The organism is Derxia lacustris (assembly GCF_002105195.1).
Classification (GTDB): Bacteria; Pseudomonadota; Gammaproteobacteria; order Burkholderiales; family Burkholderiaceae_E; genus Derxia; species Derxia lacustris.
This window is the reverse complement of record NZ_MUHU01000002.1, coordinates 540,573-556,231: the sequence shown is the minus strand read 5'-3', so window position 1 is coordinate 556,231 and position 15,659 is coordinate 540,573. Positions and strand designations below refer to the sequence as shown.

At 67.9% G+C, this 15,659-nt stretch carries 14 protein-coding genes and 1 tRNA gene; 5 read left to right on the top strand and 10 right to left on the bottom strand.

What is annotated here, in order from left to right; genetic code table 11:
* Positions 1 to 106 precede the first annotated feature (106 nt).
* Both B9P64_RS04265 and recJ read left to right on the top strand, forming a co-directional pair.
* Positions 107 to 1,279 carry a hypothetical protein gene (locus B9P64_RS04265; protein ID WP_085314961.1) on the top strand — a complete coding sequence of 391 codons (1,173 nt, stop codon included), beginning with the start codon at positions 107 to 109 and terminating at the stop codon, positions 1,277 to 1,279.
* Positions 1,279 to 2,964 (top strand): single-stranded-DNA-specific exonuclease RecJ, encoded by a 1,686-nt coding sequence (recJ, locus tag B9P64_RS04260; protein WP_085314960.1) that lies wholly within the window; start codon positions 1,279 to 1,281, stop codon positions 2,962 to 2,964. The genes B9P64_RS04265 and recJ overlap by 1 nt, the downstream gene beginning before the upstream one ends.
* A 51-nt stretch (positions 2,965 to 3,015) precedes the next feature.
* Here recJ and B9P64_RS04255 read toward each other — a convergent pair whose 3' ends face one another.
* Positions 3,016 to 5,739, bottom strand: coding sequence for a DUF1631 family protein (locus tag B9P64_RS04255; protein ID WP_176256711.1), 2,724 nt, complete (start codon positions 5,737 to 5,739; stop codon positions 3,016 to 3,018).
* Positions 5,740 to 5,867: 128 nt separating this feature from the next.
* On the opposite strand from B9P64_RS04255, the gene prfB reads away from it, so the two are divergent.
* Positions 5,868 to 6,972 (top strand): peptide chain release factor 2 gene (gene prfB, locus B9P64_RS04250; RefSeq protein WP_139826128.1). Its coding sequence is split into 2 segments (ribosomal slippage): positions 5,868 to 5,948 and positions 5,950 to 6,972, totalling 1,104 coding nucleotides; the frame shifts between segments, so codons are not numbered across the junction.
* On the opposite strand, the gene B9P64_RS04245 is transcribed toward prfB, so the two are convergent.
* Entirely contained in the window at positions 6,956 to 7,546 is a 591-nt protein-coding gene (locus B9P64_RS04245; protein WP_085314957.1) for a hypothetical protein, read from the bottom strand. The two genes, prfB and B9P64_RS04245, sit on opposite strands and share 17 nt — an antisense overlap.
* Before the next feature lie 178 nt (positions 7,547 to 7,724).
* On the opposite strand from B9P64_RS04245, the gene lysS reads away from it, so the two are divergent.
* Together lysS and B9P64_RS04235 are read left to right on the top strand one after the other, a co-directional pair.
* Positions 7,725 to 9,266 (top strand): lysine--tRNA ligase, encoded by a 1,542-nt coding sequence (gene lysS, locus B9P64_RS04240; protein ID WP_085314956.1) that lies wholly within the window; start codon positions 7,725 to 7,727, stop codon positions 9,264 to 9,266.
* Positions 9,267 to 9,396: 130 nt separating this feature from the next.
* Positions 9,397 to 9,473, top strand: a tRNA-Asp gene (locus B9P64_RS04235).
* Positions 9,474 to 9,572: 99 nt separating this feature from the next.
* Here B9P64_RS04235 and iscX read toward each other — a convergent pair.
* The 8 genes from iscX to B9P64_RS04195 all read right to left on the bottom strand — a co-directional run bounded on the left by iscX (position 9,573) and on the right by B9P64_RS04195 (position 15,433).
* Entirely contained in the window at positions 9,573 to 9,767 is a 195-nt protein-coding gene (gene iscX / locus B9P64_RS04230; RefSeq protein WP_085314955.1) for a Fe-S cluster assembly protein IscX, read from the bottom strand.
* Positions 9,768 to 9,830: 63 nt separating this feature from the next.
* A complete protein-coding gene (fdx, locus tag B9P64_RS04225) occupies positions 9,831 to 10,169 on the bottom strand; it encodes an ISC system 2Fe-2S type ferredoxin (protein ID WP_085314954.1) in 339 nt (112 codons plus the stop codon).
* Positions 10,170 to 10,193: 24 nt separating this feature from the next.
* Positions 10,194 to 12,080, bottom strand: coding sequence for a Fe-S protein assembly chaperone HscA (gene hscA / locus B9P64_RS04220; protein ID WP_085314953.1), 1,887 nt, complete (start codon positions 12,078 to 12,080; stop codon positions 10,194 to 10,196).
* An 84-nt stretch (positions 12,081 to 12,164) separates the two neighbouring features.
* On the bottom strand, positions 12,165 to 12,686 hold the full coding sequence (gene hscB / locus B9P64_RS04215) for a Fe-S protein assembly co-chaperone HscB (RefSeq protein ID WP_085314952.1): 522 nt from the start codon (positions 12,684 to 12,686) through the stop codon (positions 12,165 to 12,167).
* A 104-nt stretch (positions 12,687 to 12,790) separates the two neighbouring features.
* Positions 12,791 to 13,108, bottom strand: a complete 318-nt coding sequence (gene iscA, locus B9P64_RS04210) for an iron-sulfur cluster assembly protein IscA (protein WP_235839890.1) — start codon at positions 13,106 to 13,108, stop codon at positions 12,791 to 12,793.
* Positions 13,109 to 13,228: 120 nt separating this feature from the next.
* On the bottom strand, positions 13,229 to 13,657 hold the full coding sequence (gene iscU / locus B9P64_RS04205) for a Fe-S cluster assembly scaffold IscU (protein WP_085314950.1): 429 nt from the start codon (positions 13,655 to 13,657) through the stop codon (positions 13,229 to 13,231).
* 16 nt (positions 13,658 to 13,673) lie between these two features.
* Positions 13,674 to 14,891, bottom strand: a complete 1,218-nt coding sequence (locus B9P64_RS04200) for an IscS subfamily cysteine desulfurase (RefSeq protein ID WP_085314949.1) — start codon at positions 14,889 to 14,891, stop codon at positions 13,674 to 13,676.
* A gap of 38 nt (positions 14,892 to 14,929) precedes the next feature.
* Positions 14,930 to 15,433 (bottom strand): Rrf2 family transcriptional regulator, encoded by a 504-nt coding sequence (locus tag B9P64_RS04195; protein ID WP_085314948.1) that lies wholly within the window; start codon positions 15,431 to 15,433, stop codon positions 14,930 to 14,932.
* Positions 15,434 to 15,659: the final 226 nt, after the last annotated feature.

Sequence of the window (15,659 nt, the reverse complement as noted above, 5' to 3'; positions counted from 1 at the left end):
GACACAGCGGGGGGCTTTGCAAGAAGGTTGCCGTCGGGGGGCACCCCGAGAGCGCGGGCGAGTCTGCCATAGACATAGAATCGCCGGCCTCCCAGGACGCCCCCACATGCAACTGCTTGTTCCCGATCTGCTCGTGCCGCGCAGCGTTGCGCACGAGGTGCTTGACGACCTTCCGCTGCCGGCCTTGCAGGCGCTGCTGGCCCAGGCGCGGCCGCTGGCGCGCGAGTCGGCGGCGGAGGTGGCTGCTGCCGGCGGGCCGGTGCAGTTCAGCCGGCCGGCGTCGCGCTGGCTGGCGCGGCGGCTGGGCCTGCGGCGGCCGGCGGGCGACGAGGTGATCGATCAGGCGGCGCTGCGGGCGGCGCAGGCGGCGGCGGCGCGGATGCTGTCGTCGCGCAAGGGCACGACGCGCGGGCCGGCGGTGCCCAATCCGCTGCCGGAAGCGGCCTTGCGGCTGCTGGCGCTGGGCGTGGACCCGGGCGAGAAAAGCTGGTGGTGCGTGGAGCCGTGCAGCTTCACGGCGGCGACCGACCATGTGGTGCTGGCCACGCTGCGGCCGGGCCTCGGCGCCGACGAGGCGGCGGCGCTGGCCGAGGCGATTGCGCCGTCGCTCGATCCGCTGGGCGCGCAGCTGCTGCGGCCGACGCCGGATGAATGGTTTCTGCACTGGCCGGCGCTCGACTCGCTGCGCACCGCCGAGCCGCTGCGGGCGCTGGGTCGCAACATCGATCTGTGGGGCGCGCGCGGGCCGGGCGGCGAGTACGACGCGGTCGCGCGCCACTGGCGCCGGCTGCAGAACGAAATCCAGATGAGCTGGTTCGAGCATCCGGTGTGCGCGGCGCGCGAGGCGCGCGGTGCGGCGACGGTAAACGGCTTGTGGGTGCATGGCGGCGGCAGTCTTGCGCTGGCCGGTGCGGCGGCGCCTTCGCCGGTGGCCGCGATTGCCGCGCGCGCCGATCAGCTCTCGCTGCGCGCCCTCGCCCGGCTGCACCGCGCCGCCGAGCCGGCGCGCGAACCGGGCACCGATGCGCTCATCCTGCTCGACGAACTCGAAGTGCCGGCCGCGCGCGAGGACTGGGCCGGCTGGCGCGCCGCCATCGCCGCGCTGGAGCGCGACTGGTTTGCGCCGCTGCTCGCCTCGGGCCGGCGCTTCGAGCTGATTGCATGCAGCGAACACGACTGGCGCGAATTGCGCGCCGGCGCCGTCGCGGGCTGGAAGTTCTGGCAGCGCCGCAAGCTGATCGATTCACTGGCCGTCGATCCCGTGGCCGAGGAAGCCTGATGTCCGATTCCGCCGTACCGCCGCGCTTTGTCGTGCGCCCGCGCGATCCGCGCAAGGAAGACGCGCTGATCCGCGCCGGCCTGCATCCGCTGCTGGCGCGCCTTTACGCGCAACGCGGCTGTTCCGCGCCGCCGGCCGCGAGCATCGGCAAGCTGCTGCCGCCGACCGACATGCTCGGCCTGGCCGACGCCGCCGAGCGCCTCGCCGACGCCATCGAGGACGGCGAGCGCCTGCTGGTGGTGGCCGATTACGACTGCGATGGCGCGACCGCCTGCGCGCTGGCCGTGCGCGGTCTGCGCGAGCTGGGCGCAACCGTCGATTACCTGGTGCCCAACCGCTTCGAGACCGGCTATGGCCTGTCGCCGCAGGTGGTCGATCTGGCGCTGCCGCGCAAGCCCGACCTGATCGTGACGGTGGACAACGGCATCGCCAGCCACGAGGGCGTGGACTACGCCAACGCCCACGGCATCGAGGTGATCGTGACCGACCATCACGCGGTCGGCGCCACCCTGCCCGACGCGCGCGCCATCGTGAATCCCAACCAGCCGGGCTGCGGCTTTGCGTCGCGCCAGCTGGCCGGCGTGGGCGTGATGTTCTATGTGCTGATCGCGCTGCGCGCCGAGTTGCGCGCGCGCGGCCGCTTCGATGCGCAGACCCAGCCGCGCCTCGACAAGCTGCTCGATCTGGTGGCCGTGGGCACCGTGGCCGATCTGGTCAAGCTCGACGACAACAACCGGCTGCTGGTCAAGCTCGGGCTCGACCGGCTGCGCGCCGGTCAGGCCCAGCCGGGCATTGCGGCGCTGGCCCAGGTGGCCGGGCGCGAGCTGCGCCGGCTGTCGACGGCCGACATCGGCTTTGGCATCGGGCCGCGCATCAATGCCGCCGGGCGGCTGGCCGACATGTCGATCGGCATCGAATGCCTGCTCACCGATGACCCGGCGCGCGCCTTCGATCTGGCCGGGCAGCTCGACCGCATCAATGCCGAGCGCCGGCTGGTGCAGGACGCGATGCTCGACCGCAGCGCAGACCTGCCGGTCGATGCCGACGCCCAGGCCATCGTGCTGATGGACCCGAGCTTTCACGCGGGCGTGACCGGGCTGGTGGCGACCAAGCTCAAGGACCGCCATCACCGGCCGGCCATCGTGTTCGCGCCCAACGGCGACGGCGTGCTGACCGGTTCGGGGCGGTCGATTCCGGGGCTGCATCTGCGCGATGCGATCGATCTCGTGACCAAGCGCGCGCCGGGGCTGGTGGATCGCTTTGGCGGGCATGCGATGGCGGCCGGGCTCACGATTGCGACCGGCGCGCTCGACGCCTTCCGCGAGGCCTTCGTGCAGGTGGTGGCCGAGCAGCTCGGCAACACGCCGCGCGAGCGCATCGTGACCGTCGACGGGCCGCTCGAAACCGCCTGGATGCGCGCCGAGATCGCCCAGATGCTGGGCGCCGAAATCTGGGGTCAGGCCTTCGAGGCGCCGCTGTTCGCCGACGAGTTCGAGGTGATCCAGCAGCGCATCGTCGGCGAGCGCCATGTGAAGGCGTCGCTGCGGGTCGCGGGCCAGCGCTTCGACGCCATCGGCTTCAACCGGCAGAAACTGCCGCCGCGCGGGACGTTCGCGTTCCGCGTCGATGCCAACGAGTTCAACGGCCACATCAACACCCAGCTCGTGATCGAGCATGTGGTGTGACGAGCGCCGCCGCCCAAGAAAAAGGCCGGATCGCATCCGGCCTTTTTGCTGTCAGTCGTCGAGCGGCGAGGTGCCGGCGTCGTTGGGATAGCGGGTCTCTTCGAGCGCTTCGAGGATGCTGCTGAAGGCGCGGTCGATGATGGCGCCGCGGTCGATCACGCGCAGCTTGCCGATGCGCAGCCGGTCGGCCAGATGCGTGCCGCTGACGATCAGCGGCGCGCTGTTGTAGCGGTTGGTCAGCAGGAAGCGGGTGCGCTGGCCGCTGATCCAGCCCACCTTGTAGACGAAGCGCGCGCCGTCGTCCTTGGTCATTTCGAGGATGGCGCCGGGCACCAGCTCGTCGATGGCGCCGGTGGCCTCGTCAGGCTCGGGCGTGGCCAGCTCGGGCGGCAGCGGCGGCGCATCGACCGCGTCGGTGCTCTGCGTCAGCGGCTCGCCGATCACCGCGCCGGCCCAGCGGTCGTCGAGCGCGGCGAAGAAGGCGGCGACGGCCGGCGCCGTCATGCGCACCGCGCTGGCGCCGCTGCGCAGCTGGCGTTCGAGGTTGGCCATCATCACCAGCAGCAGCCGGCGCTCCTCGGGCACGAACTTGGGCTGCACCGACCAGAGCAGATCGTCGGCGGTCTCGAACGCGTTCTTGAGGAATTCATGGCCGCTGCCGTGCAGCAGCAGCAGCTCGCCGATGTATTCGCACCATTGCTCGCGCAGGAAGGCGGCGACGAAGTCGGCGGTGGCGTTGTTGCGCAGCCGGTCCTCGATGGCCGCACGCGAGGCGCGCATCGCATAGACGCGGTCTTCCTCGGTGCGCGCCGTGGCCTGGGCCGCCTGGACCTGCTCGGCGGCGGCCTGACGGCTTTCCTCGTCGGTCTTGCGAACCAGCTCCTCGACCTCGTCGGCCAGCTCGCCGAACAGGTTCACGTCCTCCGAGAACTCGCGCAGCACGCGCGCGACCGTGCGGTCGATGATCTCGTAGAGCGGGTCCTCGCGGCCGTCGTACTCCTCCCAGCCGAGGCCGGCCTCGGCCAGCACATTCACCAGCCGGCGCGCCGGGTGGTAGTCGAGTTCGAAGAACTCGGGATCGATCATCGCCGCCTTGAGGACGGGGATCTGCAGCCGCGACAGCAGCACCTTGATGGCGTCGGGCAGGTTCTCGTCGTCGAAGACGAAGTCGAACAGCCGCGCGACCAGCTCGATGACCATCGAGTCCATCTGCGACGCGCTCTTGCCGATCTCCGATTCGGCAATGCTGCGGATGACGTTGACGAAGCGGCCCGGCGTGCGCAGCGCCACGTCGGCCGGCGACATCGGATCGAGATAGGTGGCGTCGCCGGCCGGCTCGAAGGCGGCGGCGCTGCCCGGCAGCGACAGCGCGGTGGCGAAGTCGGGGAAGGCCGCGACCTGGGCCTGCTGGAGCCGGCCCAGCGCGCTGACCGTGTGCGCGATTTCCTCGTAGGGCACGACGCGGCTCATGGCGGCCTGTGCCAGCTGGGCCACGCCGCTCAGGTCGATGTCGCCGACCACCTCATGCTGGCCCGACATGCCGGGCGGAATGCCGGTCTCGCCGCCGCCGATCCTGCCCGGGTCGTAGCCCGGCATCAGCGGATCGCCGCCCACCGGCATCTGCGCCGGATGCGCGCCCGGCCCTGGCTGCGGATAGCCGCCCGGCGCCGCTTGCGGATGGCCGGCGCCCGGCAGCGTCTGCTGCGGGAAACCGGTCTGCTGCGGGAAACCAGCCTGCTGCGGAAAGCCGGTCTGCTGCGGGAAACCCGTCTGCTGCCCAAAGCCTTGAGCCGGCTGGCCCATGCCGCCACCCGGAAAGCCGGACGGCACGGCAGGCTGACCGGGCATCGTCGGCACACCTGCCACACCGCCCTGCACCGGCGCCGGCGCGGCGGCGCGATCGCCACCGCCGAGCTGGCGCGCCAGCAGCTGCTGCACGCGCTTGAGGAAACCCGGCCGCCCGGCCACCACCGGCGGCGCCTCGGCGGCTTCGGCAGCCGCAGCCGCCGCCTCGGCAGCTTCCGCGACAGCGGCCGGATCGGCAGCCGTCGACCGGTTCAGCGAAGTGCTCACGCCGAACTTCACCGGCCCGATGCCCTGGCGCTGAAGCGCTTCGTTCGCCGCCTTCAGCAGCGCGCCGAAGTCGCCAATGATTTGCGGCGACGAGCGCTCGATGAGCACGCGGTCGTGATTGGGATCGGTGCGCGTCTCGGACCACGCATCCTCGATGGCCTGGAGCAGGAACTCGGCGCGAAAAGGATTGTTCGCGGTGTCGATTTCCTTCATGCCGACCAGCGCCGCCAGCCGCGCATTGAGGTCGTTGAACGCCTCGTAGTGCGCGTTCTCGACCCGCTTGGCCAGATTGCTCATCACCACCATGCGATCCATTGCACTGGTTTCCACCAGCGACAACTCATCGAGGCTGACGCGCTTGGGCGAGGTGGCAATGCCCGGCGTGGTCTGGCGGTGATTGAGGAAGTCGTCGATCGTGCGGTTGAGCGAGGCTTGGATCTTGGTTTCGAGCAGGCGCGCGAACGGAATGCGGTGCTCGTACAGCACGCCGTAGGACGACAGCACGCGGCGCGAATCCTCGGCCGACACCGTGCTCTCGGCATAGCGGAACATCGCGTCGAGCAGCCGATCGACCATGCCCTGGATCTGGTTCGCATAGGCACCGCGCACGGCACGCGCGACGATCTCGAGAACGCGCAGCTGCTGGCTGTGGCTCCCGGAGCGGCCCGGGGATGCGAAGAGATCTTTGAAGTTGGATGACATAGTTCGATTGAAAGCGCGCCGCATTGTGGGTGACGAGCGAGCGCCCTGCCAATAGGCGGGCGCCTTACTTCCGTCGGGACGCAATAGACCGCGTTGTTTATACTCCGCGCCTTTTAGCGATAAGCACCATGGAAGCAGAACGCCTGAATGCCATCGCCGCCCGACTCGCCGACTTGCGCCAGCGCGAGTCCGAGTTGCGGAGGTATCTTTGACTACGACAGCAAACGCACGCGCCTGAGCGAAGTTGTCCGTCTTAGTGAAGATCCCAGCCTCTGGAACGACCCGAAGCAGGCCCAGGAAGTGGGCCGCGAGCGCAAGTCGCTCGAAGACGTGGTGCTCCAGCTAGATAGCATCGATCAATCTCTCGCCGACAGTAACGACCTGTTCGAGCTGGCGCGCGAGGAAGCCGACGATTCCACGCTCGAAGCCGTCGAGGCCGATCTCGCCGGCCTGACCGACTCGGTCGAGAAGATGGAATTCCGCCGGATGTTCAACAACCCGGCCGATCCCAACAACGCCTTCCTCGACATCCAGGCTGGCGCCGGCGGTACCGAAGCGCAGGACTGGGCCAGCATGCTGCTGCGCCAATACCTGCGCTATGCCGAGCGCAAGGGCTTCAAGGCCGAGGTGATGGAAGAGTCGCCGGGCGAAGTGGCCGGCATCAAGAGCGCGACGATCAAGATCGAGGGCGAGTACGCCTACGGCTATCTGCGCACCGAAACCGGCGTGCATCGGCTGGTGCGCAAGAGCCCGTTCGACTCGGCCGGCGGCCGGCACACCTCGTTTGCAAGCGTTTTCGTGTCGCCCGAAGTCGACGATTCGTTCGACATCGAGATCAATCCGGCCGATCTGCGCGTGGATACCTTCCGCGCCAGCGGCGCCGGCGGCCAGCACATCAACAAGACCGATTCGGCGGTGCGGATCACGCACATCCCGTCGGGCATCGTCGTGCAGTGCCAGAACGACCGCTCGCAGCACCGCAACCGCGCCGAGGCGATGGCGATGCTGAAGTCGCGCATGTACGAAGCCGAGATGCGCAAGCGCATGGCCCAGCAGCAGACGCTGGAAGACAGCAAGACCGATGTCGGCTGGGGCCATCAGATCCGCAGCTATGTGCTGGACAACAGCCGCATCAAGGATCTGCGGACCAACGTCGAAATCGGCAATACCAAGTCGGTGCTCGACGGCGATCTCGACGCCTTCATCTCGGCCAGCCTCAAGCAGGGCGTGTAAGCGGCCGGTGCTCGGGTTCGGTGACGGTGCGCACGCGCGCCGTCATCTCGTCGAGAAAGATCTCGGCCACCGCCACGCCGACGAAGCGTTCCAGCACCTGGGCCGCACGCTGCAGCTCGATGCGCAGTTCGCCGAGGCGCTTGCAGGCCTGCATGCGCTGCACCATGTTGACCGACGCCTCGCCGGCCAGCCCGCGCAGTTGGGCGATGGCGGCCTCGCGCAAGTCTTCGAGCGGCAGTCGGTTGGGATCGTTGGCGGCCAGGCCGGGCGCGGCCACCGTCACCGGTTCGTGCGCGATCGGCAGCGGCAGGGCGGCGGGCCGAGTGGTGGCTTCGGCGCGGCTCTCGATGAATCCGGTCGCGAGCAGCGCGGCCAGCGTGCCGAACACCGGCAGGATCGGCAGCATGGCCTCGATCTCGGCCACGCTGCGCTGACCGTTCACCAGGATGAGCACGCCACGCACCTTCTGCGGCAGCGAGCGCACGCGCTGGCTGAATTCCAGTTCGCCACGCGGCGTCTTGATGAGGATGTCCGATGGCGCCAGGGTCGCCAGCGCGCTTTTCAGTGGGTTCATGACCTGTTCGCGGCTGCGCCGACTTGTCCTGGAGCCCTTGTTATAGGTAGGACAAATTCCCGGCCTGTGACAAGTGCCTTCACGTACCGGAAGCAATTCACAGATTTGCGTGCGGCCACGGGGTTTCCGGCCGCGCGTTCATACTCCCCACCCTTCCCAGCACCGCAAGCACAACGACATGTCGGACTCGCAAGCCCCCGCCACCGCCCCGCAGGACGAAAACCAGCTCATCGCCGAACGGCGCGAAAAGCTTTCCGCCCTGCGCACTCTCGGCCCCGCCTTCCCCAACGACTTCAAGCCCACGCACAAGGCCGCCGAGCTGCATGCGAAACACGATGAAGCCGAGAAGGAAGCCCTCGAAGCCGACGCGGTGGAAGTGGCCGTGGCCGGCCGCCTGATGCTCAAGCGCGTGATGGGCAAGGCCAGCTTCGCCACCGTGCAGGACGGCTCGGTGGGCTTTGGTGGCAATGGCCGCATCCAGCTGTTCGTCAACGACGACGGCGTGGGCAAGGACGCCCACGGCGCGTTCAAGAAGTTCGACATCGGCGACATCGTTGCGGCGCGCGGCAAGCTGTTCAAGACGCGCACCGGCGAGCTGTCGGTGCACTGCACCGAGATCCGCCTGTTGTCGAAGGCGCTGCGGCCGCTGCCCGACAAGTTCCACGGTCTGGCCGACCAGGAGCTGAAGTACCGCCAGCGTTACGTCGATCTCATCATCGACGGCGACACGCGCGCCACCTTCATCGCGCGCAGCCGCATCGTTGCGGCGATCCGCGCCTTCATGAACGGGCACGAATTTCTTGAAGTGGAAACGCCGATGCTCCACCCGATCCCGGGCGGCGCGGCGGCCAAGCCCTTCATCACGCATCACAACGCGCTCGACATGCAGATGTATCTGCGCATCGCGCCCGAGCTCTATCTCAAGCGGCTGATCGTCGGCGGCTTCGAGCGCGTGTACGAGATCAACCGCAACTTCCGCAACGAGGGCGTGAGCGTTCGGCACAACCCCGAATTCACGATGATGGAGTTCTACGCAGCCTACACCGACTACCAGTGGCTGATGGACTTCACCGAGGAATGCATCCGCGCCGCCGCCATCGCCGCGCGCGGCACGGCGGTGCTGGAGTACCAGGGCAAGCCGCTCGACCTGAGCCTGCCGTTCCAGCGCCTGACCATCACCGGCGCCATCCTCAAGTACGCGCCGCACTACACGCCGGCCCAGCTCGACGACATCGACTTTTTGCGCGCCGAGCTGAAGAAGTTCGGCGCCGACACGACCAAGGCGCCGCTGTCGATCGCCGGCCTCGGCGCGCTGCAACTCGCGCTGTTCGAAGAAACCGCCGAGGGCCAGCTCTGGGAGCCGACCTACATCATCGATTACCCGATCGAGGTGTCGCCGCTCGCACGCGAGTCGGACACGCGGCCCGGCATCACCGAACGCTTCGAGCTGTTCGTGACCGGACGCGAGATCGCCAACGGCTTCTCTGAGCTGAACGATGCCGAGGACCAGGCCGCGCGCTTCCAGGCCCAGGTAGCCGCGAAGGAAGCCGGCGACGACGAAGCGATGTTCTACGACGCCGACTACATCCGCGCGCTGGAACACGGCATGCCGCCCACCGGCGGCTGCGGCATCGGCATCGACCGGCTCGTGATGCTGCTGACCGACAGCCCGAGCATCCGCGACGTGCTGCTGTTCCCGCACATGCGCAAGGAAGGCTGAGCGCGGCGCAACTGTGTCGCTTGTGTCCAACGGACGACGAACGGTTGCATCGCCTGCTTGGCAAACGGAAAGAAACCCCCTATAGTCGAGGGCTTCGCTGCTGCCGAAACGCAAACGCGAAAACAGATCAGGAGTGGTAGTTCAGTTGGTCAGAATACCGGCCTGTCACGCCGGGGGTCGCGGGTTCGAGCCCCGTCCACTCCGCCAAGACTGAAAAGCGAATCGTCGAAAGACGGTTCGCTTTTTTTTCGTCCCGGCCTTTTGGTCCCGGCCCCGCGCGAACTGCAACGCGGGGCTGGGCGCCGCTCAGTCCATCTCGTCGAGCCAGGTCATCTGGATCGCTTCCAGCACCTTCTCGTTCGACTTTTCCGGATCGTCGCTGAAGCCTTCGAGTTCGCAGACCCAGCGGTGCAGATCGGTGAAGCGCACGTACTTCGGATCGACATCGCCGAACTTGTCGGCGAGGGCAATGGCGATGTCGCGGGTGTCGGACCATTTCATGGCGAAGGCTCCTGTTGCGCCGCTGGCGCGGCTGTTGTCATGGCTGGAGGAATGCGCGTCAGCTCAGTGATGCTCGCGCGCGTGGTTGATGGTGTAGCGCGGAATCTCCACCACCAGATCGACGTCGCCGACCTTGGCCTGGCAGCTCAGGCGCGATTGCGCGGTGAGGCCCCAGGCGCGGTCGAGCAGGTCTTCCTCGGTGTCGCTCGCTTCGTTGAGCGACGAGAAGCCCTCGCGCACGATCACATGGCAGGTGGTGCAGGCGGCGCTCAGCTCGCAGGCGTGCTCGATCTCGATTTCCTGGTCGAGCAGCTGGCGGCAGATGTTCACGCCCTTGATGGCGACAAATTCGGCGCCGTTCGGGCAGACCTCGGGATGGGGCAGGACCTTGATCTTCGGCATGGGTTTTATGTGCGTTGGGGAGGATCAGGAAGAGATTTCGTCGAGCGAGCGGCCGGACAGCGCGCGCGCGATCGAGCGGTTCATGCGGCGGGCGGCGAAGTCGTCCGTGCCCTTGGCGAGCGCTTCGTTCGCGGCCTTGACCGCGCCCGACTCGGTGGCGCTGGCGGCGGTGGCGCGCAGCGCGACGATCAGCGCATCGATGGCGGCGCGCTCGTCGGCATCGAGCAGATCGCCGTCGGCGGCGAGCGCGACGGCGGTCGCGTCGAGCATGCGTTCGGCCTCGACCTGCTGCTCGCGCAGCATGCGGGCCTGCGCGTCGGCGCCGGCGGCCGACATGCTCTCGGCGAGCATGCGCGCGATGTCGTCGTCTGCGAGGCCGTAGCTCGGCTTGACGGTGATGGCGGCGTTCACGCCCGAAATCGTCTCGCGCGCGCTCACGTCGAGCAGCCCGTCGGCATCGACCTGGAAGGTCACGCGGATGCGCGCCGCACCGGCGGCCATCGGCGGAATGCCGCGCAGCTCGAAGCGCGCAAGGCTGCGGCAATCGGCCACCAGTTCGCGTTCGCCCTGCACCACATGGATGGCGATGGCGCCCTGCCCGTCGCGGCTGGTGGTGAATTCCTGCGCGCGCGCGACCGGGATGGTGCTGTTGCGCGGAATGATCTTTTCGGCCAGGCCGCCGAGCGTCTCGATGCCAAGCGACAGCGGAATCACGTCGAGCAGCAGCCAGTCGTCGGCGCCCGGCGCGCGGTTGCCGGCGAGCTTGTCGGCCTGGATCGCGGCGCCCACGGCCACGACCTTGTCGGGATCGATCTCGATATGCGGCGCGCGGCCGAAGAACTGCTCGACCGCCGCGCGCACATGCGGCATGCGCGTGGCGCCGCCGACCATCACCACCTCGCGCACCTCGGACGCGGCCACGCCGGCATCGCGCAAGGCGGCGCGCGCGGCGGACAGCGTCTTCTGCACCAGATGCTGGGTCAGCGTGGCAAAGGTCTCGGCCGTGACCGTGACGTTGACCCAGCGATGCTTGCCGTCGGCGCCGGTGATGCGCGCCTGGATCGTCGCGCTCTTCTGCGTCGACAGCGCCTCCTTGGCGACGCGCACCTTGCCGAGCAGCAGGCTGGTGTCGGCCTCGCTCAGCAGCGACAACCCGGCCTGCTCCAGCACCCAGCAGAACAGCCGGTGATCGAAGTCGTCGCCGCCGAGCGCCGAGTCGCCGCCGGTGGCGAGCACCTCGAACACGCCCTTCGACAGCCGCAGGATCGACACGTCGAAGGTGCCGCCACCGAGGTCGTAGATGGCGTAGAGGCCCTCGGCCGCGTTGTCGAGCCCGTAGGCGATGGCGGCGGCGGTCGGCTCGTTGAGCAGCCGCAGCACCTCAAGTCCGGCGAGCCGCGCGGCGTCCTTGGTGGCCTGGCGCTGGGCATCGTCGAAATAGGCCGGCACCGTGATGACCGCGCCGACCAGCTCGCCGCCGAGTGCGTCCTCGGCGCGCTGGCGCAGCTTGGCCAGGATTTGCGCCGAGGTCTCGACCGGCGACTTCACGCCCTGCACGGTGCGGATCTGCACCATGCCCGGCGCGTCGATGAACTGGTAGGGCAGGTTCTCGCGGTGCGGAATGTCGGCCAGCCCGCGCCCCATGAAGCGCTTGACCGACACCAGCGTGTTGCGCGGATCGGTCGCGCGCGCCGCCAGCGCCGGCGCGCCGATGACCACGTCGCCGCCCGGCAGATAGCGCACCACCGACGGCAGCAGCAGCGCGCCGTCCTCGTCAGCGATCACCTCGGGCACCGAGGATTTCACCGTCGCGACCAGCGAGTTGGTGGTGCCGAGATCGATGCCGACCGCCAGCCGATGCTGATGCGGTGCGGTCGCCATGCCGGGTTCGGCGATTTGAAGCAGAGCCATGAGGTGTCGTGAGTTGCTTGAAACACTGGGGCGCCGTGCAGCCGCGCCGCCGCCGCGCCCCGGCGCGGACGGCGCTGCAAACGCTCAGGCGTCGAGCGCCTCGACCGCGTTGGCGACTTCCTCGCCGAACTTGTCGACGAACATCAGCTGGCGCACATGGCGCGCGGCGCCGGCGTAATCCTTCTGCTCGTCGATGAGCTTGGCGATGGCCTCGATCTCGGCCGCGCGGGCGCGCTTGAGCTCGCCTTCGAGCTTGAGCAGCGCCGCCTCGTTGGCCACGCCCTTGGCATCGTCGAGCGCATCGCGCCAGTCCATCTGCTGCATCAGGAAGGCCGGCGCCATCGAGGTGTTGGTCTCGATCTGCAGGTCGACGCCGTTGATCTCGCACAGGTAGCGTGCGCGCTTGAGCGGCGACTTCAGCGCCTGATAGGCCTCGTTGGCGAGCGTGGCCCATTGCATCGCCACGCGGCGCTCGGCTTCGCCGGCATGCGCGAACTTGTCGGGATGAACCTCGCCCTGCACGCGGCGATAGGCCTGGTCGAGGGCGGCGGAGTCGAGCGCGAAGCCGACGGGCAAGGCGAAGAGTTCGAAATAGTTTTGGTTCATGGCCTGCTCCCAGTGCCGGTCGGCGGAGGCTTCCGACCGTCGAAAAAAAGGCGGCCCGCAAGCCGCCCGCTTCATGCCTTCCGGCACCTGCCGGTCATGCGCCGTCAGACGCGGAAGGATTCACCGCAGCCGCATTCGTCGCGCAGGTTCGGGTTCTGGAACTTGAAGCCCTCGTTGAGACCTTCGCGCACGAAGTCGAGCTCGGTGCCGTCGATATACACCAGGCTTTTCGGATCGACGAATACCTTCACGCCATGACTCTCATAGACGGCGTCCTCGGCACGCGGATCGTCCACGTACTCGAGCATGTAGGCCATGCCCGAGCAGCCGGTCGTGCGCACGCCCAAGCGCAGGCCCAGGCCCTTGCCGCGCCGCTCCAGATAGCGCCGCACATGATTGGCGGCGCGCTCGGTGAGGGTGATGCCCTTGGCGTTGGCCAGCAACTGCTCGACGCTGGCCGTCACCTCCGCAAAGCTCGCGACGGCAGCGGCTTGCGCCTCGGCATCGGGACGGCAGACGACTTCTTCCATGCCGCCCTCCTCTCAGGCCGCCACGTGCGACGGCGCGCAGGCGACGGCGTCGGTCTGGCCGGCCGTGTGGCGCTGCTTGTAGTCGGCCACCGCCGCCTTGATCGCGTCTTCCGCGAGGATCGAGCAATGGATCTTGACCGGCGGCAGCGCGAGTTCCTCCGCGATCTGCGTGTTCTTGATGTCGAGCGCCTGGTCGAGCGTCTTGCCCTTGACCCATTCCGTCACCAGCGAGCTCGACGCGATCGCCGAACCGCAGCCGTAGGTCTTGAACTTGGCGTCCTCGATCACGCCGGCCTCGTTCACCTTGATCTGAAGACGCATCACGTCGCCGCAGGCCGGCGCGCCAACCATGCCGGTGCCCACCGTGTCATCCGCCTTGTCGAAGGTGCCGACGTTGCGCGGGTTTTCGTAATGCTCGACGACCTTGTCGCTGTATGCCATTTGAAGCTCCTGCCTGTTAGTGCGCGGCCCACTGGATGGTGCTGATGTCGATGCCGTCCTTGTGCATCTCCCACAGCGGCGAAAGTTCGCGCAGCTTGGCGACCTTCTCCCTTACCAGTGCAATCGCGTGATCGACCTCTTCAACCTTGGTGAAGCGGCCGATCGTGAATCGGATCGAGCTGTGCGCCAGCTCGTCGCTGCGGCCGAGGGCCCGCAGCACATACGACGGCTCCAGGCTCGCCGACGTGCAGGCCGAACCCGACGACACCGCCAGATCCTTGAGCGCCATGATCAGCGACTCGCCCTCGACGAAATTGAAGCTCGCATTCAGGTTGTGCGGCACGCGGTGCGTGAGGTCGCCGTTGACATAGACCTCTTCCAGCGTGACCAGCCCGGCGAGCAGGCGGTCGCGCAGGCCGCGCACACGCTCCATCTCGCCGTCCATTTCCTCGCGCGCCAGCCGGAAGGCTTCCCCCATGCCCACGATCTGGTGCGTGGCCAGCGTGCCCGAGCGCAGACCGCGCTCATGACCGCCGCCGTGCATCTGCGCTTCGAGCCGCACGCGCGGCTTGCGGCGCACATACAGCGCGCCGATGCCCTTCGGGCCATAAGTCTTGTGCGCGGTGAAGGTGACCAGATCGGCCTTCAGCTGGCCCAGATCGATATGCACCTTGCCCGTGGCCTGTGCCGCATCGGTGTGGAAGATGATCCCGCGCTCGCGGCACAGCTCGCCGATGGTCGCCACGTCCTGGATCACGCCGATCTCGTTGTTCACGAGCATGACCGACACCAGGATCGTGTCCTTGCGCATCGCCGCGACCAGCTTGTTCAGGTCGAGCAGGCCGTTTTCCTCGACCGCCAGATAGGTCACCTCGAAGCCCTTGCGCTCCAGCTCGCGGCAGGTGTCGAGCACCGCCTTGTGCTCGGTCTGCACGGTGACGATGTGCCGGCCCTTGTCCTTGTAGAACTCCGCCGCGCCCTTGATGGCGAGGTTGTTCGACTCGGTCGCGCCCGACGTCCAGACGATTTCGCGCGGATCGGCGTTGACCAGCGCGGCCACGTCGGCGCGCGCCTTTTCGACCGCTTCTTCCGCGCGCCAGCCGTAGGCATGGCTGCGCGACGCCGGATTGCCCCAGTCCTCGGTGAGGTAGGGAATCATGCGTTCGACCACCCGCGGATCGACCGGCGTGGTCGCCGAGTAGTCCATGTAGATCGGAAGATGAAGGCTGCTCATGGATGTGCCGTGCGCTGTTGCAAAGGGTTGAACCGCGGTCAGACGGTCGCGGTCTGGGTACCGGCGCTCATGACCGGCTTGCCCTGGATGACCGTGAGGCTGCCGCCTTCCTGGATCATGCGGGCGCGCTGCTGCTCCACAAGGTCGCCGAGCGACACCGAGTCGAGGTACTCGACCATCTTGGCGTTGAGCGTGGTCCACAGTTCGTGGGTCATGCAGCGGTTGCTGTCGGCCTGGCCGCCCGAGCCGCAATGCTCGCGACCGCCGCAGCCGGTGGCGTCGAGCGGCTCGTCGACCGCATAGATGATGTCGGCGACGGTGATGTCCTTCATCTGCCGGCCGAGGCTGTAGCCGCCGCCCGGCCCGCGCGTCGATTCGACGATCTCGTGCCGGCGCAGCTTGCCGAACAGCTGCTCGAGATAGGACAGCGAGATGTTCTGGCGCGACGAGATCGCCGCCAACGTCACCGGCCCGCCTTCATGGCGCAGGCCCAGATCGATCATCGCTGTGACGGCGAAGCGGCCTTTGGTAGTCAGTCTCATGTCTTTATCCGCAAGGAAGCGCGTTGCGGACACGGGATCGGTCAATCGCCGTTCTGCGACGCGGCCGGATCAGCAGATACGCTTAACCCGACTGGTTTGCTCAAGTATAGGGAAGGTGGCAGTGACGGTCAAACCGAATAACGGCTCGGCGCGCCAACCATGAAGCACAAAGCCCGCAACATGGCGGGCTTTGTGTGGAGCTACGGCAATCTGGATCAAATACCGG